The following is a 24072-nucleotide window of genomic DNA, read 5'->3' on the forward strand; positions in this document are numbered from 1 at the left end:
TGGACGCGTCAGAAAAACCGGCGACAAGATTATTCGCGCAGCCGGCGTTGCCCGCGCTGCGTTTTTCGTGTGTGCCAAATCAGTGCGTGCCGGAAACTTGCTTGAAGGGGGAGAACTTTTGCGAAAAGACCGAGTCTATGTTTGCAAGCCTGATCGTTTAGTTATGCAAGCCTCCTACGAGCACAACGAGGAGTGTTCATGCTAACCCAGGAAGAGGATCAGCAGCTGGTCGAGCGCGTACAACGTGGCGACAAGCGAGCTTTTGATCTGCTAGTGCTGAAATACCAGCACAAAATTCTCGGGTTGATCGTGCGGTTTGTGCACGACACCCATGAAGCGCAGGACGTTGCACAGGAAGCCTTTATCAAGGCTTACCGTGCACTTGGTAACTTTCGCGGTGATAGTGCGTTTTACACGTGGCTATACCGAATCGCCATCAACACGGCGAAGAACTATCTGGTGTCTCGCGGACGCCGCCCACCGGATAGCGATGTAAGTTCAGAAGATGCGGAATTTTACGATGGTGATCACGGGCTCAAGGATCTCGAGTCCCCGGAGCGTGCATTGCTGCGCGACGAGATCGAAGGCACCGTTCATCGCACAATTCAGCAACTGCCAGAAGATTTGCGTACGGCGTTAACTTTACGTGAATTCGATGGTCTGAGTTACGAAGACATTGCGAGCGTCATGCAGTGTCCGGTGGGGACTGTAAGGTCACGGATTTTCCGGGCCCGGGAAGCCATCGATAAAGCCTTGCAACCGTTGTTGCAAGAGAACTAAAGACAGCGGCGACAGCCAAGAGAGGAACCGCCATGAGTCGTGATGCCCTGCAGGAATCGCTGTCCGCAGTGATGGATAACGAAGCGGATGAACTGGAACTTCGTCGGGTGCTCAATGCATTTGACGATGCCGAAACCCGTGATACCTGGTCTCGTTACCAAGTCGCTCGGGCGGTGATGCACAAGGATCTTCTAATCCCTCGTCTGGATATTGCTGCGGCCGTTTCTGCCGCGCTGGCTGATGAAGCCGTTCCGGCGAAAGCTGCTCGTGGTCCTTGGCGTAGCCTGGGTCGCTTGGCAGTGGCTGCCTCGGTAACTGTTGCCGTGCTGGCGGGTGTTCGCCTGTACAACCAGGACGAAATCGCCGGTGCCGAACTGGCCCAGCAGACTCAGCAGCCGGTCATGGCCGGTCCGCAAGTCAAAGGCCCGGCGGTACTGGCCGGCTACAAGGAAAGCTCCGACACCACCGGGCCTATGGCCAATGGCGTCTTGCAAGGGCAATCCGGCTGGCAAGACCAGCGTCTTCCAGGCTACCTGCGCCAACACGCACAGGAATCGGCCCTGAAAGGCACTGAAACCGCTCTGCCCTATGCTCGCGCAGCAAGTCTGGAAAACCGCTAATCCGTAAGGAGCTCTATGCGAGCCATACCGCTCCTTACGCTTTTGCTCAGTGGTTGCTTAGCACTCCCCGCCCATGCCGATGAAGCCCAAGACTGGCTGACTCGACTTGGGCGTGCAGAGCAGCAGCAAAGCTTTCAAGGTACGTTCGTCTACGAACGTAACGGCAGTTTCTCCACCCATGACATCTGGCACAGAGTCCAGAATGGCCAGGTCCGTGAGCGCCTCTTGCAGCTCGATGGTTCTGCCCAGGAAGTCGTGCGCGTGGATGGCCGCACGCAATGCGTCAGCGGTACCCTTGTCGCAGGCCTTGGCAATTCCCGTGACGCACCCTCGCGTGCGCTTGATCCGCAAAAACTCAATCAATTCTACGAACTGGCCGTCATTGGCAAATCCCGTGTGGCCGGTCGAAATGCGGTGATCGTGTCGATCACGCCGCGTGATCAATACCGCTACGGTTTTGAACTGCACCTGGACCGTGAAACCGCGCTGCCGCTCAAATCCTTGCTCTTGAATGATAAAGACCAGTTGCTTGAGCGCTTCCAGTTCACGCGATTGAATACGTCCGTCGTGCCTGACGACCGCGATCTGCAGCCCAGTGCCGAATGCGCACCGATTACCGTGGCGAGTAGCAAGGCACCCAAGGTACAGTCCACCGAGACGTGGCATATGGAATGGTTGCCGCCAGGTTTTCAACTGACCACCAGCAGTGCCCGTAAGGACGCCCAGACCAAAACGACGGTAGACAGCCTGATGTATAGCGACGGGCTGGCGCGTTTCTCTGTGTTCCTTGAGCCGGTCAGCGATGGGGGCGTCACGGAGGCTCGCACGCAACTGGGCCCGACGGTGGCCGTTTCCCGCCGCCTGAACACGGTAGATGGCGAAATGATGGTCACGGTGGTGGGCGAGATCCCTGTCGGCACCGCTGAACGTATCGCGTTGTCGGTGCGCGGTGAAAAAAAGCCAGCCGTGAATCGTTAATCTTATGTTCATCCTGACGTTTCACTGTAGGCGCATGGCAGGTGGGTTGCCGAGAGCATGAAATGTCTGGATCAGTATTTTCACTTGCAAAAAACACTCACGTTTTTTATAGGTCAGGGCTTGTCGGCGCTGGCCTTGTTTTGTTCGCGGAACAAAGATGCCGGTCGTATTGCGGCGTTTCTTGAACCCTGTCGCTCAACCCTGCTCGTCGTAACGGGAGCTGTATGTCGATACCACGCTTGAAGTCCTATCTATCCATAATCGCCACGGTATTGGTGCTGGGCCAGGCCTTGCCTGCGCAAGCAGTCGAGTTGCCTGACTTCACCCAATTGGTCGAGCAGGCCTCGCCGGCCGTGGTGAACATCAGCACCACGCAAAAACTGCCGGATCGCAAAGTCTCCAACCAGCCAATGCCGGACCTTGAAGGCCTGCCGCCAATGCTGCGCGAGTTCTTCGAGCGCGGCATGCCCCAACCGCGCACGCCCCGTGGCGGTGGTGGCCAGCGTGAAGCGCAGTCCCTGGGTTCCGGCTTCATCATTTCGCCGGACGGCTACATCCTCACCAACAACCACGTGATTGCCGACGCTGACGAGATCCTGGTGCGCCTGGCTGATCGCAGTGAGCTCAAAGCCAAGCTGGTCGGCACCGATCCACGTTCCGATGTGGCCTTGCTGAAAATTGAAGGCAAGGACCTGCCGGTGCTGAAACTGGGTAAATCCCAGGACCTGAAAGCCGGGCAATGGGTGGTCGCCATCGGTTCGCCGTTTGGCTTCGACCATACCGTGACCCAAGGTATCGTCAGCGCCATCGGCCGCAGCCTGCCGAACGAAAATTATGTGCCGTTCATCCAGACCGACGTGCCGATCAACCCGGGTAACTCCGGTGGCCCACTGTTTAACCTGGCGGGCGAAGTGGTTGGGATCAACTCGCAGATCTACACCCGTTCCGGTGGTTTCATGGGGGTGTCTTTCGCCATCCCGATTGACGTCGCCATGGACGTTTCCAACCAGCTCAAAAGCGGTGGCAAGGTCAGTCGCGGCTGGTTGGGCGTGGTGATTCAGGAAGTGAACAAAGACCTGGCTGAATCCTTCGGCCTCGATAAGCCTGCCGGTGCCCTGGTCGCGCAGATCCAGGACGACGGCCCGGCTGCCAAAGGTGGCCTGCAGGTCGGCGACGTGATCCTGAGCATGAACGGCCAGCCGATCGTCATGTCGGCCGATCTGCCGCATCTGGTGGGCGCGCTCAAGGCTGGCAGCAAGGCCAAGCTGGAAGTGATCCGCGATGGCAAGCGCCAGAACGTTGAACTGACCGTTGGCGCCATCCCTGAAGAGGGCGCAACCCTGGATGCCCTGGGCAACGCCAAGCCGGGTGCCGAGCGCAGCAGCAATCGCCTGGGCATTGCCGTGGCCGAGCTGACCCTTGAGCAGAAGAAGACCTTCGACCTCAAGAGCGGCGTCGTGATCAAGGAAGTGCAGGACGGTCCTGCTTCGCTGATCGGCCTGCAGCCCGGTGATGTGATCACTCACCTGAACAATCAGGCAATCGACAGCACCAAGCAGTTCACCGACATCGCCAAGGCGTTGCCGAAGAATCGTTCGGTGTCGATGCGCGTATTGCGTCAGGGGCGTGCAAGCTTCATTACGTTCAAGCTGGCCGAGTAACTCGGTAAAAAAAGCCCCGCCTTCGTTTAGCGAAAGCGGGGCTTTTTTGTGCGCGATGGGTTTAGCTCATCATGCCTTTGACCAGGCGTTCCTGCTCGATCAGCTCACGCTGGCGTGCGTCGATACGAGAAGACAGGGGGAAATTGCTCCCGGCCCTGCGCTTGGCAAAATCCAACTGCTGGATCGCTTGCTGAAAATCGCCCACCAGCGCGAAATACTCGGCACGCGCTTGATGCAGGCCAATGATGTTGCCGGACAAACCGCGTGTCTCGGCGACCTGGTACCAGACGTCGGGGTCGTCGGGACGGGATTTGAGCAGTGCATCCAGGGCTTTCTCGGCATCGGCCGTACGGTTCTGCTTGAGCAACAGGTCGACCCGAATCTGGTTCAGCGGATAGTTGCCGGGGTACTGGGTGAGCAGCCGATCCGTGCGTTGCTGGGCATCAGGCAGGCGATTGTTGTCGATATCCAGCTGGATCTGCGCCAGGTTGTAGGTGATGTCGTTTGGTGCCTTAGCCAGCAGCGGTGCCAGGTTGTCCCGCGCCTGCTTGAACTGAGAGGCTTTGATCTGGGCGATGGCCAGGCCGTAACGCGCTACATCGTTCTTCGGGTTCTCGTCCAGCTGCGCCTGGAAACGCTTGGCGGCCAGGCCTGACGTGTCTTCGTACTGCAACTGCACCCGTGCGCGAATCAACTGATAGCGCAGGCTGTCTTCCTTGCCGCCGGGTTTGGCTTGTTCGGCGCGGTTACGGGTGTCGGCTATCCGTGATTCGGTGACCGGGTGCGTCAGCAGGAACTCCGGTGGCTTGGCGTCGAAGCGGTATTGGCGGCCCAGGCGCTCGAACATGGTCGGCATCGAGCGTGGGTCGTAGCCGGCCTTTTCCAGGTTGACGATGCCGATGCGGTCGGCCTCTTGTTCATTTTGCCGAGAGAACCTGCGCTGTTCCTGGATCGCGGCGGCCTGGGTGCCGGCAATCGCCGCGATGCCCGCATCGCCAGCACCGGCCGCCGCCGCAATGATGCCGCCAAGCAGCGCTGCCATCATCGGGATCTGCATGCGCTGCTGCGCTTCCACGCCACGGGCGAAGTGACGCTGGGACAAGTGCGCCAGTTCATGGGCCAGTACCGAGGCATATTCCCCTTCGGTCTGGGCGTTGAGGAACAGCCCGCCGTTCACCCCCACAATGCCGCCTGGCGCCGCAAAGGCGTTGAGTTGCGGGCTGTTGATCAGGATGAACTCCAGGCGCCGGTCATTGACCTGGCTGGTTTCCACCAGTTTGTACACGCTGGTTTCGACGTAATCCTTGAGCTGCGGGTCGTTCAGTTGCGAGACCTGCCCGCGCAGGTAGGCCAGCCATGCACGGCCCAACTGGTATTCCTGTTGTGGCGAGACAATGGCAGAACTGGCGTCGCCAAGTGACGGCAGGTCGTCGGCGAAGCCTGGGGAGGCCAGCAGGCAAGCCAGCGTCAGCAGGGTGGGGCGCAAAAAAGTCATGCACAGAGCCTTTCGACAAAGAGCTTACTGTAGCCGGACACTGAGCTTCGGACCAGATATTCTAAGCGCCCGAATGCGTGCCCGGAGTAAAACCATGACCGACGCTGTAGCCTTTGATGCCGAACTTGACGCCAGCGGCCTCAATTGCCCATTACCCTTGCTCAAGGCCAAGCTGGAGCTCAATCGCTTGGCCAGTGGCGCGGTGCTCAAGGTGATCGCTACGGATGCGGGCTCCCAGCGGGACTTTCGCACGTTTGCCAAACTGGCCGGCCACACCCTGTTGCATGAAGAAGACGCCGCCGGTGTGTACCGTTACTGGTTGCGCAAGGCCTGAACCGTTTGCCCATCCTCCGAGGTTGATTGATGTTCAAAGTGTTACGAGACTGGATCCAGCGCTACTTCTCCGATGAAGAAGCGGTGGTGCTGGCGGTCCTGCTGTTTCTCGCCTTTACGGCCGTGCTCACCTTGGGTGGCATGCTGGCGCCGGTGCTGGCGGGGATGGTGCTGGCGTACCTGATGCAGGGCCTGGTCACTACCCTGGAACGCTTGCGCTTGCCGGGCGGGGCGGCCGTGGGGCTGGTGTTCGCTTTGTTCATGGGGCTGCTGGTGCTGTTTATCGTGGTGGTGTTGCCGTTGCTATGGCACCAGTTGATTACCCTGTTCAATGAATTGCCGGGCATGCTCGCCAAATGGCAGTCGCTGTTGCTGCTGTTGCCGGAGCGCTACCCGCACCTGGTCTCGGATGAGCAGGTGCTGCAAGCCATCGAAGTGGCGCGCGGCGAGATCGGAAAGTTCGGGCAATGGGCGTTGACCTTTTCCCTGTCCAGCCTGCCGCTGCTGGTCAATATCATGATCTATCTGGTGCTGGTACCGATCCTGGTGTTCTTCTTCCTCAAGGACCGCGTGATGATCGGCCGCTGGGTGCGGGGCTACCTGCCGCGCGAACGTGCACTGATCACTCGCGTTGCCGAGGAAATGAACCGGCAGATCGCCAACTACATTCGTGGCAAGGTGATCGAAATCATCATCTGTGGAGGCGTGACCTACATCGCTTTTATCGCCCTGGACCTGAACTACGCGGCCCTACTGGCGTTGCTGGTGGGAATATCGGTAGTGGTGCCGTACGTCGGCGCCGTGGTGGTGACAGTACCCGTGACCTTGATCGCATTGTTTCAGTGGGGCTGGAGCGACCAGTTCATCTACTTGATGGCGGTATACGGGATCATCCAGACCCTGGACGGCAACGTGCTGGTGCCGCTGCTGTTCTCGGAGGCCGTCAACTTGCACCCGGTGGCGATCATCTGCGCGGTGCTGTTGTTTGGTGGGTTATGGGGATTCTGGGGCGTGTTTTTTGCGATACCCCTTGCGACGCTGTTCAAGGCCGTGCTGGATGCGTGGCCTCGCAAGGAACCGGTTGTAGCACCGCTGCTGTAACGACATCCCGTCATTTGTAGTGAGCGGGCTTGTCGAATCGTCGCACCGCCCGCGCTGGGTTGCGAAGCAGCCCTAAAACCTGCGACCGCGTTTTATCTGGAAGAATGCGGCAGCCGTATCGGGGTCGCTTCGCAACCCAGCGCGGGGCAAGCCCGCTCACTACATCAACCCTTGTCCAGCGCCTGGGCCGCTGCCAGAACAGCATCCACATGCCCCGGCACTTTCACACCGCGCCATTCCTGACGCAGCACGCCCTCCTTGTCGATCAGGAAAGTGCTGCGATCCACGCCCAGGTATTCCTTGCCGTACAGCTTCTTCAGCTTGATCACATCAAACAACTGGCAAACCGCTTCATCCTTGTCGCTGATCAGCTCGAAGGGGAATGCCTGCTTGCCCTTGAAGTTCTCGTGAGACTTCAAGCTGTCGCGCGACACGCCGAACACCTCGGTGTTGGCGGCCTTGAACGCTTCATGTTGATCCCGAAAACCCTGGCCCTGAGTGGTGCAGCCCGGCGTGCTGTCCTTCGGGTAGAAGTAGATCACCACCTGCTTGCCCTTGAGTGCGGCCAGGCTGAAGGTCTGGCCGCTGGTGGCCTGGGCTTCGAAATCGGCGACCGGTGTATCGATGACTACCGCCATGAAAACTTCCTTACATTGGGTTCTGTGGGCGCCATGGTTCGATCAGTGCGTCGAGGTTCAACGCATCGGCGAAATCCAGGAACTGGTCGCGCAACCAGCTGATCTGCACGCCGGCCGGCAAAGTGACGGTGAACGTGGCGTTCAGCATGGTGCCGCCGGTCTGCGGAGCCAGGTAGGTGTCGCAGGTCAGGTTCTCCAGTTCGACGTTGTGGTCGATAAAGAACTGGCACAGCTCGTTGACGATGTCCGAACGATACGCCGAGCTGACATACGCCACGTAGGGCAGGGCCTGTGGCCGGTTCTCGAGGGCGGCGCTGCGCACCACGTTGACCGTGAAGTCATGCTTCTTGGCCAGGCCCGGCAGGCCGGTCTCCAGGCGCGCCAGGGCATCCCAGGTGCCGGAGATCTGCAAGACCAGCGCACTGCACTCGCCATGGCGGGTCAGGCGCGACGTTACGACGGCGCAGCGGTTTTCATGGCTGGCGCGGCACAGCACGTTGGTCAGCTCCATGGGGTTGGCGCCGAGGGCACTGATAACAAGGAATTGTTCGCGAACTGTGGGGGTGGACATGCAGCCTTCCTAAAACGATGAGCGGTCGATACCGTGGGGGCCGTATCGATCAAAGGATCAAGGGTAGCGAAAAGCGCCGCCAAGGGATAGGAGGTGGCGGTTTCATTGCGTGATCGGTCCTATTTCATCGTGCTTCATGACGTGGTTTGGTCCGATGATGGCCTTGTCCAACGTTTAGTTGCGCCAGAACGCATCCTCAGGCGGTACTTCGCTTGTGCAAGCATCTTGGCGCCAGTACCATTACCGCTCTCTTTTTCCGGCAGGAGCGGTTGCATGATTGCGGGCAGTATGGTGGCACTGGTCACACCCATGGATGCACAAGGTCGTCTTGACTGGGACAGCCTGGGCAAACTGGTGGACTTCCACCTGCAAGAAGGCACCAACGCCATCGTGGCGGTCGGCACCACCGGTGAATCGGCCACCCTCGATGTGGAAGAGCACATCCAGGTGATCGAGTTCGTGGTCAAGCGCGTCGCGGGCCGTATTGCCGTGATCGCCGGTACGGGCGCCAACTCGACGCGTGAAGCCATCGAGCTGACCAAAAACGCCAAAAAGGCCGGCGCCGATGCCTGCCTGCTGGTGACCCCGTATTACAACAAGCCGACCCAGGAAGGCCTTTACCAGCACTTTTGCGCCATTGCCGAAGCCGTCGATATTCCGCAGATCCTCTATAACGTACCGGGTCGTACCGCGTGCGATATGAAGGCCGAGACCGTGATTCGCCTGTCCACCGTGCCGAACATCATCGGCATCAAGGAAGCTACGGGCGACCTGCAGCGCGCCAAGGACATCCTGGCCGGCGTGGGCAGCGACTTCCTGTTGTATTCCGGTGACGACGCCACCGCCGTGGAACTGATCCTGCTGGGTGGCAAAGGCAACATCAGCGTGACCGCCAACGTGGCCCCGCGCGCCATGAGCGACATGTGCGCCGCCGCCATCGCCGGCGACGCCGTGACCGCCCGTGCCATCCACGAAAAGCTGATGCCGCTCAACAAGACACTGTTTATCGAATCCAACCCTATTCCCGTGAAATGGGCGCTGACTGAAATGGGCATGATGCCGGACGGTATCCGTCTGCCGCTCACCCGTCTCAGTGAAGCCTGTCACGAACCGCTGCGACAGGCCCTGCGCCAGTCCGGCGTCCTGGTTTAATTGAGGAAGCACTACGCATGAAGCGATTGGCCGGACTTTCCGCACTTGCCTTGATTATCTCCAGCACCAGTGGCTGCGGTTGGATCTGGGGCCCGGAAGGCTACTTCCGTGACCGCGGTAGCGATTACCTGGAAGCCCAACCCACCAAACCCATGGAATTGCCGCCGGGCGTCAATGTCGCCAAGCGCCTTGACCCGTTGCTGCCGATCCCGCGCAACGTCGCCGACGACACCACCAAGGGTGAGTACGTGGTACCGCGTCCGCAGCCGATCGCGTCCGTGGCGGATGCCAGCGACTACAGCCTGCAGAAGAGCGGCGACTCCCGCTGGATCGTGGCCCAGCGCCCACCTGCCGAAGTCTGGCCGGTGGCTGTGCAGTTCTTTCAGGACAATGGTTTTCGCATCGACGAACAGCGCCCGCAAACCGGTGAATTCACCACCGCATGGCAGCAGGGCAGCGAACTGTCGGCCACCATGGCCAAGCGTTTGCAGGCCGGCGGTGTAGCCGCCGACAGCGAAGCCCGCGTGCGTGTGCGCATCGAGCCAGGCGTGCAGCGCAATACCAGTGAAGTCTACGTGGTCAGCGCCGAGCGTCCTGCCGGCAGCACGGCCAACGTTGAATTCACCAACCGCTCGGTCAATACCGGCGTCGACTCGGCACTGGTCGACGAAATGCTGGCCAGCATGAGCCGTATCTCCGAGAAGGGTGGTTCCGTATCCCTGCTCGCCGCACGCGATTACGACACCCCGAGCCGTGTCAGCCTCACCGAAGACGGCAGCGGTAACGTGGTGCTCAACTTGGGTGAAGACCTCGACCGTGCCTGGGCCAGTGTGGGCCGCGCGCTGGAGCAGGGCCCATGGCGTGTTGAAGACATCAACCGCAGCCTGGGCCTGTACTACATCAACGTGGCTGAGAAGGCCGAGCGTAAAGATGAAGAGCCCGGTTTCTTCGGCAAGCTGTTCGGCAGCCAGCCGACCAAGGAAGAGATCGAGACTCGCGCCGAGCGTTACCAGGTTCGTTTGAGCAAGGTAGGCGACGCCGTGCAAGTCACCGTCGAGAAAAACATCAATACCGTTGCGCCCGCTGAAACAGCGCGCAAAGTATTGGGCGTGATTCAGGACAACCTGGGCTGATCCGATGCGTTTTGCCGTTCTCGGCAGCGGTAGCCAAGGGAACGGCACGCTGGTCGCACATGACGACACGTATGTGCTGGTGGATTGTGGTTTCTCGTTACGGGAAACCGAGCGGCGCCTGCTGCGGCTGGGGGTTCACCCCGTACAGCTGAGCGCGATTCTGGTGACCCACGAACATGCCGACCACGTGCATGGCGTGGGTTTGCTGTCTCGGCGCTACAATCTTCCGGTCTACCTCAGTCGCGGCACCTTGCGCGGGATGCGCAAACCCATTGAACCTGCGGGTTTCCTGGCCGGTGGCGAGCAACTGCAGGTCGGTGCCCTGAGCATCGATGTCATTGCCGTTGCGCACGACGCCCAGGAGCCGACGCAGTATGTGTTCAGTGACGGTGAGCGGCGCTTCGGCGTACTCACCGACCTGGGCTCCTACTGCGCCAAGGTGCTGGACGGTTACCGGAACCTCGATGCGTTGATGATCGAGTCCAATCACTGCCGTGACCTGCTGGCCCGCGGTCATTACCCGTACTTTCTCAAGCAGCGGGTGGGCGGCGAACTGGGGCATTTGAACAACCATCAGGCGGCGTACCTGGTGTATGAGTTGGGCTGGCAAGACTTGCAACACCTGGTCCTGGCCCACCTGAGCAGCAAGAACAACCTGCCGACGCTTGCCCGGCAATGTTTTGTCGACACCCTCGGGTGCGACCCGGACTGGCTGCAACTGGCCGATCAAGATTCAGGGCTCGACTGGCGACACATCGCCTAGCCCACCATTTAGCAAGCGGAGCCCATCATGGAAAAACGTGAAGAACTCTACCGCGGCAAAGCCAAGTCGGTGTACAAGACCGACGACGCCAACCGCCTGATCCTGCTGTTTCGCAACGACACCTCGGCGTTCGACGGCAAGCGCATCGAACAGCTTGATCGCAAGGGCATGGTGAACAACAAGTTCAACGCCTTCATCATGCAGAAGCTCGAAGCGGCCGGTATCCCGACCCAATTCGACAAACTGCTGGGCGACAACGAGTGCCTGGTCAAAAAGCTCGACATGATCCCGGTGGAATGCGTCGTGCGTAACTACGCCGCCGGCAGCCTGGTCAAGCGCCTGGGCGTGGAGGAGGGCCTCAAGCTCAACCCCTACACCTTCGAACTGTTCCTGAAGGACGACGCCAAGGGCGACCCGTTCATCAATGAATCCCACGTCGTGGCGTTCGGCTGGGGCACCGCTGAACAACTGGCCCGCATGAAGGAGTTGTCCCTCAAGGTCAACGACGTGCTGAGCAAGCTGTTCGACGACGCAGGCCTCTTGCTGGTGGACTTCAAGCTCGAATTCGGCGTGTTCCACGACGGCTCCATCGTCCTGGGCGACGAATTCAGCCCGGACGGCTGCCGCTTGTGGGACAAGGACACCAAGAAGAAGATGGACAAAGACCGCTTCCGCCAGGGCCTCGGTGACGTGATCGAAGCCTACGAAGAAGTCGCCAAGCGCCTCGGCGTACCGCTTTAATCGACGCAAGCATCTGATAGCACGGAAAAAAATCGCTTCGGCGCTTTGCATCCTCGAATCATGCTGTTATGATGCGCGCCGTTGGAGAGATGCCAGAGTGGCCGAATGGGACGGATTCGAAATCCGTTGTACCTTCACCGGTACCTAGGGTTCGAATCCCTATCTCTCCGCCATTATTTGTAAACGAGAACCCCCAATAACTTAAATGTTGTTGGGGGTTTTTGTTTTTGTAGCAGAAAGGGTCAAGTGAATTCTGCTACGGTCATCATCACCGGATTCCAATGCGGGTCGATCATGAACTTTGAAACAGTGCTCACGCATTTACGGGCGAACCTCCCTGGTCTGTTGGCGGTGTATGCGTTTGGCAGCCAGGTAACGGGCGAGGCACAGGCAGACAGTGACCTTGACCTGGCTGCTCTGGTTGAGGGGCGTATTGACCCACTGCAGTTGTGGCGCCTATCTGGAGAGTTGGCGGATATCGTCAAAGTACCTGTCGATTTGTTGGACTTGCGTGCTGCGTCAACCGTCATGCAATACCAAGTCATAACGACAGGGCGCCTGCTCTGGAGTAAGGGCAGTCAGGCAGGTATTTTTGAGAGCTATATTCTCAGCGAGAAAACGGCGTTGGATGCTGCCAGAGCCGGGCTGCTAGCCGACATTCATAAGGACGGGACGGTATATGGTCGATGACGTACTCATCAACAAGGCTGCCAGCATTGAGCGTTGTGTGGCGCGTGCCCGGGAGGAATATGAAAAGGACCCTGCCAGTTTTGCCACTGATTACACTCGCCAGGATGCAGCCATTCTCAATATTCAGCGTGCATGTGAAGCCGCGCTGGACATGGGGCAGCATCTGATTCGTCGTGAGCGCCTTGGCGTTCCCCAAGGCGCGCGCGACGTGTTCGAACTGCTGGCCCAGGGCGGTTGGGTGAGCCCATCTTTGTTGACCAACCTGAAGAATATGGTCGGCTTCCGCAATATCGCCGTGCATGAATATCAAACGCTTCAGTTGCCGATCACGGTTGCGATCATTACTCAGCACTTGGGCGATTTCCTGGCATTCAGTTCGCACATTTTAACTAAGGACTCGGCCGTCCGGCGGCTTTAAAAAAACCTCGTGAACGCTACATCGAGACGGGCCTGGCTGACCATTGATCCCACTCTGTGATTTGGCACTGCAGGACCCTTCAGTTTCTTGCCCTGCGGTTTTGCTGGCGGCTTTTTGTCCGTCTCCTTAACCGTCTCCCTCGGCCTTTTCTTTGCCTCACCCTCTGTCACGTATTCCCCTGTTGCCGCATCACGATATCGCGTTGGCATATAAGCTCCCTTTGCAAGTATGTCGCCACACCGGCGACCTTCTGAGGCTAGCTCAGAGGCGTGGGTGCTCAAGCTTCACTCTGGGAATTCTCATTACCAAGCTTTTCCGAAACAGTCGCTTACGTTGTGCGGGATCGGTAGTTTCCGAGCAGGATTGATATGCAGGTGCAGCTGTTTAACGTGCTTTCCCAAGTTCAGATAAACACCTTCCCTGAAACAAAAAAAGCCCGCTGAGCTCAATGCTCAGCGGGCTTTTTAGCGTGTCCTGTCTGGTCAGGCCGGCTGCACCACCAGGCGATTGCTGATGTTACGCCCCAGCACCAACACCGTGACAAAACCCACGCCCACCAGCGCCGTAGCCAGGCTCAATAACACCGAGGTGCCCAGGTGGTCGACGATCTGTCCACCAAAGAACGAGCCCAGCGCAATGATCACTTGGAACAACGCAACGAACAACGGCATGCCACGTTCCACATCCTTGGGCGCGACCACGAACATCCAGATACTGGCGCACGCCGGGAAGGCGCCGAAGGCGAAGCCCCACAGCGCGATCAGCATCGTGGCGCCGATCAGGCCGGTGGCGAAGTAGGGGAACAGGGCGGTGCTGGTGCCGATCATCAGCGCGACCAGCAGCAGGGTGTGACGTACGCTGCGGTTGGCGGCGAAACCGGCAAAGATGTTACCTGCGACCCCGGCCACGCCAAACATCAGCAACAGCGAACCGATCGTCGGCCCGTCGAAGCCGGCGCTGTTCTTGAAGAACGGCGCGACATAGGTGTAGGCGGCAAAGTGCGCAAGGCCGATCAGCAACACGGCGATCAGCCCGACCCGAGCGCGGGGGTTGATAAACAACGCCGGTAGGTCACTGACCAGAATGGCCTTCTCCGGATGGAGTCGAGGCAACAGGAAGACCTGCGCGAGCAGGACCGGTATGCCCACCAGCGCTGTGACCAGAAAGGTCATGCGCCAGCCCATCAGGCCACTCAGCCAGGTACCGACGGGCACGCCCAATACGGTGGCGAGGGTCACGCCCATCATGATGATCGAGGTGGCTTTGGCGACGTCCACGCCCCTGGGCGCCAGGCGACCGCTGAGGGCGATGGCCGTGGCCCAGAAACCGCCAATGCTGATGCCCAGCAACACGCGGCCGAACAGCAGCAGGCTGAAGTCACTGGCGAAGGCCACGACCAGGTTGGCAATGATCATGACCAGCGTCAGGCCGATCAGCAGATAGCGGCGATCCATCTTGCCGATGACCACGGACAGCAACGGCGCGGCGAGGGCGGCCATGATGCCCGGCAGGGTCACCATCAGGCCCGCGTGGCCGGCGCTGATGCCGAGGTCGCTGGCAACGTCGTTGAGCACGCCCACCGGCAGAAACTCGCTGGTCACCAGGGCAAAGGCGCCCACGGCGACCGAGAGAATCGCCAGCCACTGCTGTTTGACGCTCTGTTGGTTATGTTCGGGAAGGCCGCGAGGGGCCTGGGTGGCGCTTGGCATGGAGTCAGGTTCCGGGGTGAACGTCGCCTGAAGCCAGGCGAAGGGGAGGGAATTTGGAGCCGATTATAGAAACCTGTTGTGGTAATTGAGCAGGCGCTCGGTTCGATAGTAATCATCAGTGCAATCGATGCGTCTGGATTCAGCCGTTACGCAGGCTACAAACGTGCCCTTGAGTGTCGCGCTGCTTGAACAGACAAAGCGCTTCGCTCTACGGGCTTTTTCGTACCTTCGATTTCACGCATTTTTTACCGGCCGAATCAGGCTCCCGGCTGGAATTCCAAACATTTCATGCAGTTTCCAGATCATTGGCAAAGTGAGTGCGCGTTTTCCATTAAGCACTTCATAGACCCGGTTTTGACGGCCAATGGCGGGCACCAGATCTGCTGCCGAGAGACCAGACTGTTCCATTCTGAAACGAATGGCGTCGACGGGGGTGGGCAGGTCAATCGGGAAATGCTTGGCCTCATAGGCTTCAATCAGGGTGATCATTACATCGAAGTAATCACCTTCTGGCGTACCGGGTTCCGGTTCGTCATCGAACAGCGGGGAGACTGACTTCAGTGCGTCTTTATAGTCTTGCTCGGTATGGATGGGTCGGATATTCATGGGTTACTCCGTTTCAACGGTGTCGGCGTCAATCGCGTCGTACTGCTTATGCGTACCGACGAACTTGATGTAGAGAGCGCCGTAGCGATAGGCGATCGCGACCACTAGCCGGTAGTCGTTGCCTTTTATATTGAAGACGACTCTGCGGCTCTTGAGGACGCTTGCATTACGAAACTGTTCCTTGATGTCAGCCGGGGTGGACCAGTCGGCGTTTTTTGCCTCATCTATCCAGGCCAGTAGAGATTGCTCGGCGTCCGGGTACTTGCGCCAAAAGGTTTTGAGTTGGCTGATCGCGATGATTCTCATGAGGAAATCCTAGTCCCGCTATGGGACTTGTGCAAGCTCGTATTATTGGTAACGGTTGTTTTGGGTAGCTGCCTTAGGTCAGAAAAGGTTTTGCCGCATAAGAAATCTCCGTTGTAACGGTGAAGGAATACGTTCCGAACCCAGTATTGCCCTCAAGTAGCTTTTTGCTCGTCAATAGGTCAAATAACTCCCTGATATTCATGACAATTAATTTCCTTTCCACCTGCGCTCTAAAGTCCCGCCTACGCAGGCCGAAACCCTCTCATACGACGTCATATCCCCAATAAGAGATCCCCCGAAATGTCCCTTCGCAACCTGTCCATCGCTCGCCGTGCGGGTCTGGGTTTTGCCTTGATCGCTTTGCTCGTGGCCCTGCTGGGTTTTTTTGCGCTGTCGAACATGGCAAGCATTCGCGCCAGTGCGGTGCAGGTTGAAAGCGGGCTGGTGCCCAAGATGCGGCTGGTGGCGGACATTCGCGAAATCATGCTGCGCATTCGGACGATCTCGTTGCGCATGGCGCTGGACCCTAATCCGGCCAGCATCCCGCAATACCGCAGTCAGATGGACACCCGCAGCCAGGACCTGACCAAACGGCTGGGCGAACTCGATGCGTTAATCGATACCCCAGAAGTACGCGCGCTCTACGATCAGTTCCAGGGTTCGCTGCGTCAGTACCAACAGGGGCTGGCGCAATCCTTCGTGCTTGCCGACAAGCAGCAGTCTGCCGAGCTGAACAAGCTGCTGCTGGTGGACATGAAAACCGTGATCGATGGCTCCGGTGTGCAGCTCAACGCATTGGCTGACTACTACAACGCGCAGATCAATCAGCAGGGCCAACTGGCCGAGTCGCAGTACAGCCGCTCGCGGACCATGGTGTTCGGCTTCGTACTCCTGGCCGCGTTGAGCACCGTGGCGCTCGCCTGGTTGTTGACGCGCAGCATTGTCGGCCCGCTGAGCCATGCGGTGCGGGCTGCCGAAAACGTGGCTCAAGGCGACCTGACCCAGACGGTAGACGTTACCGGTGATGACGAAGTGACGCGTCTGCTGGTTGCACTCAAGAGCATGCAGGCCAACCTGCGCGGGACCTTGCAGCTGATCCGCCAGTCAGCGGGGCAGATGGCCTCATCCGCCACTGACCTCAATGGCATCACTGATCAAAGCAGCCGCAACCTGCAGAAGCAGACCGCCGAAATCGAGCAGGCCGCTACCGCCGTCAATGAGATGACGTCCGCGGCGGACGAAGTGGCGCGCAACGCAGTGTCCACCTCCGAGTCCACGCGTATATCCAATGAAACGGCGCGCGAAGGCCAGCATCGCGTTGGCGAAACCGTCAGCGCCATCCAGGCTCTGAGCACGAACATAGGTGAGACTTCGACGCTGGTGCAGAACCTCGCCGAGCAATCCCGGGATATCGGCAAGGTGCTCGACGTGATTCGCTCCATTGCCGAACAGACCAACCTGCTGGCCCTCAATGCCGCCATCGAGGCTGCGCGGGCCGGTGAGTCCGGGCGCGGCTTTGCGGTCGTTGCCGATGAAGTGCGCGCGCTGGCGCATCGTACCCAGCAATCCACCCTGGAAATCGACCAGATGGTCACAGCGATGCGCACAGGCTCGGATCACGCGCTGACTTCAATGCAGTCGAGTACCCAGCGCGCCACCGATACCCTGGCCTTGGCCGAAGGGGCGGGTGGCGCGTTGAGCCAGATCACCGACTCCATCGACCAGATCCATCAACGCAACCTGGTGATTGCCAGCGCCGCGGAAGAACAGGCGCAAGTGGCCAAGGAAGTCGACCGCAACATCGTCAACATTCGCGACTTGTCTGCCCAATCCTCATCCGGCGCCGGGCAGATCAATGGATCGAGTCGCGAACTGGCCCAGTTGGCGGCTTCGCTGAACGAGGCGGTGGCGCGGTTCCAGCTGTAATCAGCGGCGCTAGGACTTTGCTTCCAGGCCCTGGCGAATCTTCTCAAGCAGCTCATCGATGTGAAACGGCTTGGTGATCAGGTCCATGCCTTCACCCAGGAAGTTTTGCCGATTGGCTGCATTCTCGGCGTAGCCGGTCATGAACAGGATCGGCAAATCGTTGCGCAGGCCACGGGCGAAGTCGGCCAATTCACGGCCGGTCATGTAGGGCAGGCCGACATCGGTGAGCAGCAGGTTAATCGTCACGTCGGTCTTCAAGCTAGCGATCGCTTCGTCACCGTCGGCTGCCAGGCTGCAGCGGTAACCGGCGTCTGCCAGCACTTCGGCGACAAAGCTGCGCACCGAGGGCATGTCTTCGACGATCAATATGTGCTCACCGTTGCTTTTGCCTGGCTTCGCCAGCGTCCTGGTGGCCACCGAAGCGGGACCCTCGGCCGCCGGGAGCATGATCGTCACTTCGGTGCCTTGGCGGGTGACGCTGCGGATCTGCGCATCACCGCCGGACTGGCGTGCGAAACCGTAGATGGTCGACAGGCCCAGGCCGGTGCCCTGACCTACGGGTTTGGTGGTGAAGAAGGGGTCGAACACCTTGTCGATGACGCTGTGCTCGATGCCCACGCCGTTATCGCGTACCGACAGCGCGATGTAGGGGCCGTTTTCCAGCTTGAGGTTGCCGTTGGAGTAGGCCGGGTAAGTGGTCACCCAGATGTTGCCGCCTTTGGGCAGTGCATCGCGGGCGTTGATCACCAGGTTCAGCACCGCGCTTTCCAGTTGGATCGGGTCGACCATCGCCACGGCAGAGTTGTTGGTCAGCTCCAGTTTCAGGGCGATGTGTTCGCCGATGGTGCGCACCAGCAATTCTTCCAGGGATAGGATATGCGCGTTGATGTCGATCGGCCGCGTGTCCAGCGGCTGCTGGCGGGCGAACGCGAGCAGGCGGTTGGTCAGGCCGGCGGCGCTCAGGGCTGAACTCAGCGCGGCGTCGGCATAGCCCAGGACCTTATCGGTGCGCTGGCTTTCGATGCGCTTCTTGATCAGCTCCAGGCTGGTGATGATACCGGTAAGCAAATTGTTGAAGTCATGGGCGATGCCACCGGTGAGTTTGCCCAGGGCATCCATCTTCTGCGCCTGCAGCAGTTGCGCTTCAGTGCGTGCCAGGCGGGTCGCCGCGTTGGCCAGTTCGGCCTGCTGGTGACGCTCGCGATGACGGTGTTCAGTGACGTCCTCGACAAATACCAGGCTCAGCTCGGCACGGTCATAGGGCGAAATCTGCCATTCGGTTTCGCGCAATTGACCGTCGACTTTCATCTGCAACGTGCCTTTCCAGCGTTCACCGGCCGCCAGGCGCAGGCACAGTTCTTGGATGACCGCATACTGGTCGCCGGCGAAGCATTCAAGCAGCGCATCGGGGTTGAGGTTGTCGTGAATCAGCTGGGCGAACGCATGGTTGCATTCGTGGACCTTCAGTTGCGCGTCGATCACGGCAATCGGCGCGCTGATATTAAAGAAGATCTCTCGAAAACGTGCCTCGCTTTCCCGTAGCGCGTATTCGGTGTCGCGCACGCGCAAAAGGGTGCGCAGGGTCGCCAGCAGGACCTCGGGGTCGATCGGGTGGATCAGGTAGGCGTCAGCCCCGGCGTCGAGGCCGGTGATGATGTCGCCGGTCTCGATGGAGGCCGCCGAAACGTGCACCACGGGCAGCAAGGCCGTGTTCGGGTCGGTGCGCAAACGGCGCACGATATCGAAGCCGCTCATGTCTGGCAGGTTGACGTCGAGGATCAGCGCATCGATTTTTCCAGCGGCGATCAGGTCCAGCCCGTCCTGGCCCGTGCCGGCTTCAAGCACCTGGTAGTGATGGCGTTCGAGGCGTCGGCGCAGGGCGTAGCGCGTGGCGGCATTGTCGTCGACGATCAGCAGTTGGATATCACGTTTCATCGACGTTCTCGCTGGAGATGGACAGAGGAATAACCACAAAGAACAGCGAGCCCACGCCGGGCGTGCTTTCAACGCCTACCCGGCCTCCCAGCAACTCGGCGAAACGCTTGCACAACGACAGGCCCAGGCCCGTGCCGCGCAGGCGTTTCTGCAAGGGTGAGTCGATCTGGGAAAAGTCTTCGAACAGGTTATTGTGCAACTCGGCGGGTATGCCCAGGCCGGTGTCCTGCACCGCAAAACGGATCTCGTGTTCGCTCTCCATGCGCGCCGACACCCGCACTTCACCTTGCAGGGTGAATTTAAGCGCATTGGAAATAAAGTTGCGCAGTATCTGCGCGAGTTTCTTGTCATCGGTGTAGAGCTTGGGCAAGCCGGAAGGCTTCTCGAAGATCAGGTCGACCGATGATGCGTCGACAATCGGGCGGAACATCCCGCGCAACGCCGAGAACAGGTCGAACATATCGAACCAGCCCGGGGAAATAGTGATGCGCCCGGCCTCGATCTTGGCCAGGTCGAGCAAGTCGTCGACCATCTCGCGCAATTCGCGCGCCGAGGTGCGGATGAACCCCACCTGAGTGTGTTGCTCCGGGCTCAACGGGCCGTCCAGCTCGTCGGCAAGCAGGCTGGTGATGCTCAGGATCGAGCCCAGGGGCGTGCGGAACTCGTGGCTCATATACGACAGGAAACGACTCTTGAGGTCTGACGCCTGGCGCAGTTGATCGGCTTGCATGTCCAATTCGGCATACAGCGCCAGCACGCCTTGGTTGGTTTCATCCAACTCCGCGCGCAGGGCATCCGCTTCCTGGCGCAGGCGTTGGATTTCAGCGGCGAGCGAGGCAGTGGTTTCAGCCATCGATGGCCTCCAGGGCAATCACGAAGACGGTAACGTCATCCCGGCCGCGGCAGAAGTCACGGTGCAGGATGGCGGCGATCAGGGCAGGGTGGCGTTGGACGAGCCCTGGGTAGTCCGACAGGTTCCAGCGTGATTGCAGGCCGTCGCTGTAAAGGATCAGCAACTGATTGGCCACCTGAGCATAGTCGAAGGGTTGAGCCTTGCGAAACTGCACGCCGATGATACCGGGGTGGGACGCCAGGCCACGCGACTTGTCGGGCCCGATCAGGCTGCCGCCGATATTGCCCACGCCGGTGAAGCGGAGCGTGTCGGCCACGGCATCGTACTGCGCCAGCGCCATGGCAGCGCCACGGGTACCGTTCATGCCGACGTGCATGTCGTTCATCAATACTGTCGAATCCACGAAGGCACTCTGTGCAAACACCGCTTCTCCCGCTCGGGCTGCCTGCTCGGCATATTCGCCATGGCCGAGGCCGTCGGCCATCATCACACTGAAGCGCCCAGGCTCGATCGCCAGGTGCCAGGCATCACCGCAGTGAGGGTCGTGATGCAGCGAATGCTGGCTGACGCCATAGCGAATATCCCTGGCCTTCACGGCGCGCGGTGTCAGCCTGGCCAGTATCGCCGCGCCGCGCTGATCGGCATGTGCATCGAACACCTGCGCCAGGCGTGATATTGCTCCAAGCCCGATACCTTGGGTGCCTCCGGTGGAGAAGCCGTCGACCAGCCCGCTGTTGATATCAAAGCCTTGCCCACGGTCGATGGCGATCATCTCGACGCCGCCGTTGCCGGTGGCGCGCAGGTGCAATTCACCTTGGGTAGCATGTTTGAGGATGTTGCTGGCGAGCTCGGTGGCGACCAGCGCCACCCGCCCCGCATCGGTCTCATCGAAGCCCAATGATTCGGAAAACTGCTGGGCCGTGCGCCGGGCGTGGCCGATCTGGCTGGTATCTTCAATCAGGAGCACTTGCGTGAGCGCGCTGGGAATATTCAGGCCCATCGAGTGATCGTCACGCGGGTACCCTTGCCAGGCTCGGTGTCCAGTTCAAACTCATCCACCAGGCGCTTGGCGCCGGTGAGCCCCAGGCCAAGGCCGCTGCCGGAGGTCCAGCCGTCGGTCATCGCCAGCTTGAGGTCGGGAATGCCCGGCCCTTCGTCGCGAAACGTCAGGCGTACACCGGGGCGGTGGTCTTTCTCGATCACAGCCCAGTCCATATAGCCGCCGCCGCCATAGACCACCGTGTTACGCGCCAACTCACTGACCGCCGTGACCAGTTTGGTCAGGTCGATCAGGCGCATGCCGCAGTCCTGGGCCAGTTTGCGTACCAATTGTCGAGCCAGCACAACGTCCTGTTCTATCAGCACAGGGTGTGTGCCGCTGCTGGCTTGGCTCATGAGTGTTCTACCCGGTCACGCAGCAGCTTCATGCCGCGCTCGACGTTGAGTGCGGTCGCGACGCCGGGCAGGGTCATGCCCAACTCCACCAAGGTGATGGCGACCGCGGGCTGCATGCCCACCAATACGGTTTGTGCATCCATGATCCGGGACAGCCCGGAGATGGTGCCGATCATGCGGCCGATGAAGGAGTCGACCATGTCCAGCGCCGAGATATCGATGAGCACGCCGCGCGCCGAGGTACGGCTGATACGCTCGGACAGATCGTCCTGCAAGGTCAACGCGAGTTGGTCGTGCATATCCACCTGGATGGTCACGAGCAAAAACTCGCCCATCTGCAAAATAGGGATGCGTTCCATGCTTAGACAGCCTTGGTGATGTTGACGCCCAGGCGTTTGAGCGCCAAGGCCAATGCATCGGCGAGGTTGGCCTTGGTCACCACGCCCTGAAGGTCCAGACCCAGGTGCACGATGGTCTGGGCGATCTGCGGACGCACGCCGCTGATGATGCAGTCAGCGCCCATCAAGCGGATGGCGGTGACGGTTTTCAGCAGATGCTGGGCGACCAGGGTATCGACGGTCGGCACGCCGGTGATGTCGATGATGGCGATTTCCGCGCCGGTGTCGACGATGCGTTGCAGCAGCGATTCCATCACGACTTGGGTGCGTTGCGAATCCAGGGTGCCGATCATCGGCAGGGCCAGTACGCCATCCCACAGCTTGACCACCGGGGTGGAGAGTTCCAGCAGTTCTTCCTGCTGGCGCTTGATCACCGACTCCCGGGATTTCTGGAAGGTACGGATGGTGTGCATGCCCAACGCATCAAGCAGCTCGGAGATTTCCCAGAGTTGTTCGCCCAGTTGCGCCGGTTGCTCGGCGTATTCGCGCTGCAGCAAGGCGAACAGTGGTCCCTTGAGGGCGAAAATGAAGCTGGCGGTCTGTTGCGAGTCCTGTCCGGCGAGGGCACGGCTGTGGGACAGTTTCTCCAGGAATACTCGGGTTTCCGCCCAGTTTTCGTGGTGGGTATTTTGCGAGCCGCCTTGTTGCAAGGCGGCGCTCAGCAGCCCGAGGAATTCACGGGTCTGCTGTTTGACATCGTCGCCTTTGACGTTACGCGTCGCACCCGAAGCCTCAAGGCTGGTATTCCATTCCTCAAGGAGAGCGATACGATTTTCATGCAGTGCCTGGATTGTTTTCGTTTGCAGAGTTGCCACGGGTGACCTCCTTGAGTGCCTTGAATAAGCTGCACGCAATTTATACTAAATTGAAGAAATTAGAAGTATTTCGCGGGCGTTTCCTGTCTAAGTTGACAGGAAACGCCCGCGCGTACGATTCGGCCGATGCGGATCAGTATTTACAGGGCTGAAACAGTGCCGCGTAGCTTTGCCCGCCATAAAACACACCCAGGATCGACACCGTTTCGCGGGTAGTATCCACCGTGAATGCGATGATCGTGGTACATCGATAGTGAGTGATGCGCAGGTCAGTCAGCAGGTCGTCACGACGGGTGCCGCGCAAGGGAAACAGTGAAAAGCTTTCGCAGTGGCTGATGAGCTTGTCGACAAAGCGTGCAGCCACTGTCGCAGAAGCGGCCTCGCTGATGAATGCTTCAAGGGCGTCGAGGTGCGCCAAGGCTTGCGGCGCGAAAACCACCGAGTAGCTCACGGTTTGCCGGGGTTTTTTCGCTGACGTTTGGCCGCCATATGCTCGCGAACCTGCTCAGCGGACAATGCTCGGTCAGGCTCCGCCCTCAGGGCCGCGGCCGCAGGGACCACCTCGTCCCGCAGCCAGTCTTCCATGGCTCGGTCGCGCGCCAGCAAGGCCCGCAGGCCATCGCGGATCACTTCACTTTCGGTGGCATATTCACCGGCCGCGACTTTGGCTTTGACCAAGGCTGCCATTTCAATTGGCAATGTAATGCTCATTTGCTGGGTTGAGCGCATTCGGAAGTCCGCCGGGGTTGGGTAGGATTCAATCCTACTGGACCATTGGCGCGATGCAAGAAGCAATAGATCAATGCCGACATGCGGCGACTCGTCGTCTATCCAGAGGTGATTGGTTTCCATGAGTGACTACGTCCTGTTATGTGGGCCAGGCCGAAAGTATTGACCCATTTCGACGATTGCGTAGCCGCGCACCGGCAATAACCCGCTGATATGTATGACTTCATATTTGTAGCAAGGTTATTAGCGCCACCGCTCCTTGCACACATGGCGCCCCATCCGCTCCCATACGATAATGCCCGCCACCTCGACCACCCTGGTTTCCC

At 59.6% G+C, this 24072-nt stretch carries 27 protein-coding genes, 1 tRNA gene and 1 pseudogene; 15 read left to right on the forward strand and 14 right to left on the reverse strand.

Annotated features, from left to right (window positions below; genetic code table 11):
- The first annotated feature begins 198 nt into the window (after positions 1 to 198).
- The 4 genes from rpoE (at position 199) to BLL36_RS04115 (ending at position 4039) form a co-directional block, all read left to right on the forward strand.
- Positions 199 to 780 carry an RNA polymerase sigma factor RpoE gene (gene rpoE / locus BLL36_RS04100; RefSeq protein WP_003172477.1) on the forward strand — a complete coding sequence of 194 codons (582 nt, stop codon included), beginning with the start codon at positions 199 to 201 and terminating at the stop codon, positions 778 to 780.
- 32 nt (positions 781 to 812) lie between these two features.
- The gene (locus BLL36_RS04105) at positions 813 to 1400 is read left to right on the forward strand and encodes a sigma-E factor negative regulatory protein (RefSeq protein ID WP_016975168.1); all 588 of its coding nucleotides are present in this window, start codon (positions 813 to 815) and stop codon (positions 1398 to 1400) included.
- Between the two features lie 15 nt (positions 1401 to 1415).
- A complete protein-coding gene (locus BLL36_RS04110) occupies positions 1416 to 2378 on the forward strand; it encodes a MucB/RseB C-terminal domain-containing protein (protein WP_076950214.1) in 963 nt (320 codons plus the stop codon).
- 224 nt (positions 2379 to 2602) lie between these two features.
- Positions 2603 to 4039: a DegQ family serine endoprotease gene (locus BLL36_RS04115; protein WP_076950215.1), complete on the forward strand. Its 1437-nt coding sequence runs from the start codon at positions 2603 to 2605 to the stop codon at positions 4037 to 4039.
- A 61-nt stretch (positions 4040 to 4100) separates the two neighbouring features.
- Here BLL36_RS04115 and BLL36_RS04120 read toward each other — a convergent pair whose 3' ends face one another.
- Positions 4101 to 5534 (reverse strand): M48 family metalloprotease, encoded by a 1434-nt coding sequence (locus BLL36_RS04120; RefSeq protein WP_076950216.1) that lies wholly within the window; start codon positions 5532 to 5534, stop codon positions 4101 to 4103.
- Between the two features lie 94 nt (positions 5535 to 5628).
- Between BLL36_RS04120 and BLL36_RS04125 the strand changes: the two genes are divergently transcribed.
- Together BLL36_RS04125 and BLL36_RS04130 are read left to right on the forward strand one after the other, a co-directional pair.
- Positions 5629 to 5868 carry a sulfurtransferase TusA family protein gene (locus BLL36_RS04125; protein ID WP_010212198.1) on the forward strand — a complete coding sequence of 80 codons (240 nt, stop codon included), beginning with the start codon at positions 5629 to 5631 and terminating at the stop codon, positions 5866 to 5868.
- Between the two features lie 29 nt (positions 5869 to 5897).
- Positions 5898 to 6968, forward strand: a complete 1071-nt coding sequence (locus BLL36_RS04130) for an AI-2E family transporter (protein WP_076950218.1) — start codon at positions 5898 to 5900, stop codon at positions 6966 to 6968.
- Between the two features lie 164 nt (positions 6969 to 7132).
- On the opposite strand, the gene BLL36_RS04135 is transcribed toward BLL36_RS04130, so the two are convergent.
- Positions 7133 to 7606 (reverse strand): peroxiredoxin, encoded by a 474-nt coding sequence (locus tag BLL36_RS04135; protein WP_076950219.1) that lies wholly within the window; start codon positions 7604 to 7606, stop codon positions 7133 to 7135.
- A gap of 10 nt (positions 7607 to 7616) precedes the next feature.
- Complete coding sequence (locus BLL36_RS04140; protein WP_012722773.1) at positions 7617 to 8177, reverse strand: glycine cleavage system protein R; 561 nt, start codon at positions 8175 to 8177, stop codon at positions 7617 to 7619.
- Between the two features lie 273 nt (positions 8178 to 8450).
- Here BLL36_RS04140 and dapA point away from each other — a divergent pair, with 273 nt between their 5' ends.
- The 7 genes from dapA to hepT all read left to right on the forward strand — a co-directional run bounded on the left by dapA (position 8451) and on the right by hepT (position 13074).
- Positions 8451 to 9329, forward strand: a complete 879-nt coding sequence (dapA, locus tag BLL36_RS04145) for a 4-hydroxy-tetrahydrodipicolinate synthase (protein WP_076950220.1) — start codon at positions 8451 to 8453, stop codon at positions 9327 to 9329.
- 17 nt (positions 9330 to 9346) lie between these two features.
- Positions 9347 to 10462, forward strand: coding sequence for an outer membrane protein assembly factor BamC (gene bamC, locus BLL36_RS04150; RefSeq protein ID WP_076950221.1), 1116 nt, complete (start codon positions 9347 to 9349; stop codon positions 10460 to 10462).
- Between the two features lie 4 nt (positions 10463 to 10466).
- A complete protein-coding gene (locus BLL36_RS04155; RefSeq protein WP_076950222.1) occupies positions 10467 to 11225 on the forward strand; it encodes an MBL fold metallo-hydrolase in 759 nt (252 codons plus the stop codon).
- Positions 11226 to 11252: 27 nt separating this feature from the next.
- A complete protein-coding gene (gene purC / locus BLL36_RS04160) occupies positions 11253 to 11966 on the forward strand; it encodes a phosphoribosylaminoimidazolesuccinocarboxamide synthase (RefSeq protein ID WP_027604309.1) in 714 nt (237 codons plus the stop codon).
- Between the two features lie 83 nt (positions 11967 to 12049).
- Positions 12050 to 12139, forward strand: a tRNA-Ser gene (locus tag BLL36_RS04165).
- Between the two features lie 121 nt (positions 12140 to 12260).
- Entirely contained in the window at positions 12261 to 12656 is a 396-nt protein-coding gene (gene mntA / locus BLL36_RS04170) for a type VII toxin-antitoxin system MntA family adenylyltransferase antitoxin (RefSeq protein ID WP_076950223.1), read from the forward strand.
- Entirely contained in the window at positions 12646 to 13074 is a 429-nt protein-coding gene (gene hepT, locus BLL36_RS04175) for a type VII toxin-antitoxin system HepT family RNase toxin (RefSeq protein WP_076950224.1), read from the forward strand. Before mntA ends, hepT begins: the two co-directional genes overlap by 11 nt.
- A 482-nt stretch (positions 13075 to 13556) precedes the next feature.
- On the opposite strand, the gene BLL36_RS04185 is transcribed toward hepT, so the two are convergent.
- The 3 genes from BLL36_RS04185 to BLL36_RS04195 form a co-directional block, all read right to left on the reverse strand.
- The gene (locus BLL36_RS04185; RefSeq protein ID WP_076950225.1) at positions 13557 to 14783 is read right to left on the reverse strand and encodes an MFS transporter; all 1227 of its coding nucleotides are present in this window, start codon (positions 14781 to 14783) and stop codon (positions 13557 to 13559) included.
- Positions 14784 to 15017: 234 nt separating this feature from the next.
- The gene (locus BLL36_RS04190; protein ID WP_076950227.1) at positions 15018 to 15389 is read right to left on the reverse strand and encodes a helix-turn-helix domain-containing protein; all 372 of its coding nucleotides are present in this window, start codon (positions 15387 to 15389) and stop codon (positions 15018 to 15020) included.
- 3 nt (positions 15390 to 15392) lie between these two features.
- Positions 15393 to 15695, reverse strand: coding sequence for a type II toxin-antitoxin system HigB family toxin (locus BLL36_RS04195; protein ID WP_076950228.1), 303 nt, complete (start codon positions 15693 to 15695; stop codon positions 15393 to 15395).
- 300 nt (positions 15696 to 15995) lie between these two features.
- Between BLL36_RS04195 and BLL36_RS31605 the strand changes: the two are divergent.
- Together BLL36_RS31605 and BLL36_RS31610 are read left to right on the forward strand one after the other, a co-directional pair.
- A pseudogene (locus BLL36_RS31605) lies at positions 15996 to 16763 on the forward strand (MCP four helix bundle domain-containing protein); the annotation flags it as partial.
- Positions 16764 to 16811: 48 nt separating this feature from the next.
- Positions 16812 to 17621 carry a methyl-accepting chemotaxis protein gene (locus BLL36_RS31610; protein WP_394329471.1) on the forward strand — a complete coding sequence of 270 codons (810 nt, stop codon included), beginning with the start codon at positions 16812 to 16814 and terminating at the stop codon, positions 17619 to 17621.
- A gap of 9 nt (positions 17622 to 17630) precedes the next feature.
- Here the strand turns inward: BLL36_RS31610 and BLL36_RS04205 are convergent, their stop codons facing one another.
- From BLL36_RS04205 to BLL36_RS04240, 8 genes are all read right to left on the reverse strand, one after another.
- A complete protein-coding gene (locus BLL36_RS04205) occupies positions 17631 to 19556 on the reverse strand; it encodes a response regulator (protein WP_076950230.1) in 1926 nt (641 codons plus the stop codon).
- Positions 19546 to 20409 carry a sensor histidine kinase gene (locus BLL36_RS04210; RefSeq protein ID WP_076950231.1) on the reverse strand — a complete coding sequence of 288 codons (864 nt, stop codon included), beginning with the start codon at positions 20407 to 20409 and terminating at the stop codon, positions 19546 to 19548. Before BLL36_RS04210 ends, BLL36_RS04205 begins: the two co-directional genes overlap by 11 nt.
- A complete protein-coding gene (locus BLL36_RS04215) occupies positions 20402 to 21409 on the reverse strand; it encodes an ATP-binding protein (RefSeq protein ID WP_083735257.1) in 1008 nt (335 codons plus the stop codon). The genes BLL36_RS04210 and BLL36_RS04215 overlap by 8 nt, the downstream gene beginning before the upstream one ends.
- The gene (locus tag BLL36_RS04220; RefSeq protein ID WP_076950232.1) at positions 21400 to 21804 is read right to left on the reverse strand and encodes an ATP-binding protein; all 405 of its coding nucleotides are present in this window, start codon (positions 21802 to 21804) and stop codon (positions 21400 to 21402) included. The genes BLL36_RS04215 and BLL36_RS04220 overlap by 10 nt, the downstream gene beginning before the upstream one ends.
- Positions 21801 to 22163, reverse strand: a complete 363-nt coding sequence (locus BLL36_RS04225; protein WP_017254285.1) for an STAS domain-containing protein — start codon at positions 22161 to 22163, stop codon at positions 21801 to 21803. Before BLL36_RS04225 ends, BLL36_RS04220 begins: the two co-directional genes overlap by 4 nt.
- Before the next feature lie 2 nt (positions 22164 to 22165).
- Positions 22166 to 23017 (reverse strand): STAS domain-containing protein, encoded by an 852-nt coding sequence (locus BLL36_RS04230; protein ID WP_076950233.1) that lies wholly within the window; start codon positions 23015 to 23017, stop codon positions 22166 to 22168.
- A gap of 133 nt (positions 23018 to 23150) precedes the next feature.
- The gene (locus BLL36_RS04235; RefSeq protein ID WP_076950234.1) at positions 23151 to 23468 is read right to left on the reverse strand and encodes a type II toxin-antitoxin system RelE/ParE family toxin; all 318 of its coding nucleotides are present in this window, start codon (positions 23466 to 23468) and stop codon (positions 23151 to 23153) included.
- Positions 23465 to 23869, reverse strand: a complete 405-nt coding sequence (locus BLL36_RS04240) for a ribbon-helix-helix domain-containing protein (protein ID WP_083735258.1) — start codon at positions 23867 to 23869, stop codon at positions 23465 to 23467. Before BLL36_RS04240 ends, BLL36_RS04235 begins: the two co-directional genes overlap by 4 nt.
- Positions 23870 to 24072: the final 203 nt, after the last annotated feature.

This window comes from Pseudomonas cedrina subsp. cedrina, from assembly GCF_001983175.1.
In the GTDB taxonomy this organism is placed as follows: domain Bacteria; phylum Pseudomonadota; class Gammaproteobacteria; order Pseudomonadales; family Pseudomonadaceae; genus Aquipseudomonas; species Aquipseudomonas cedrina.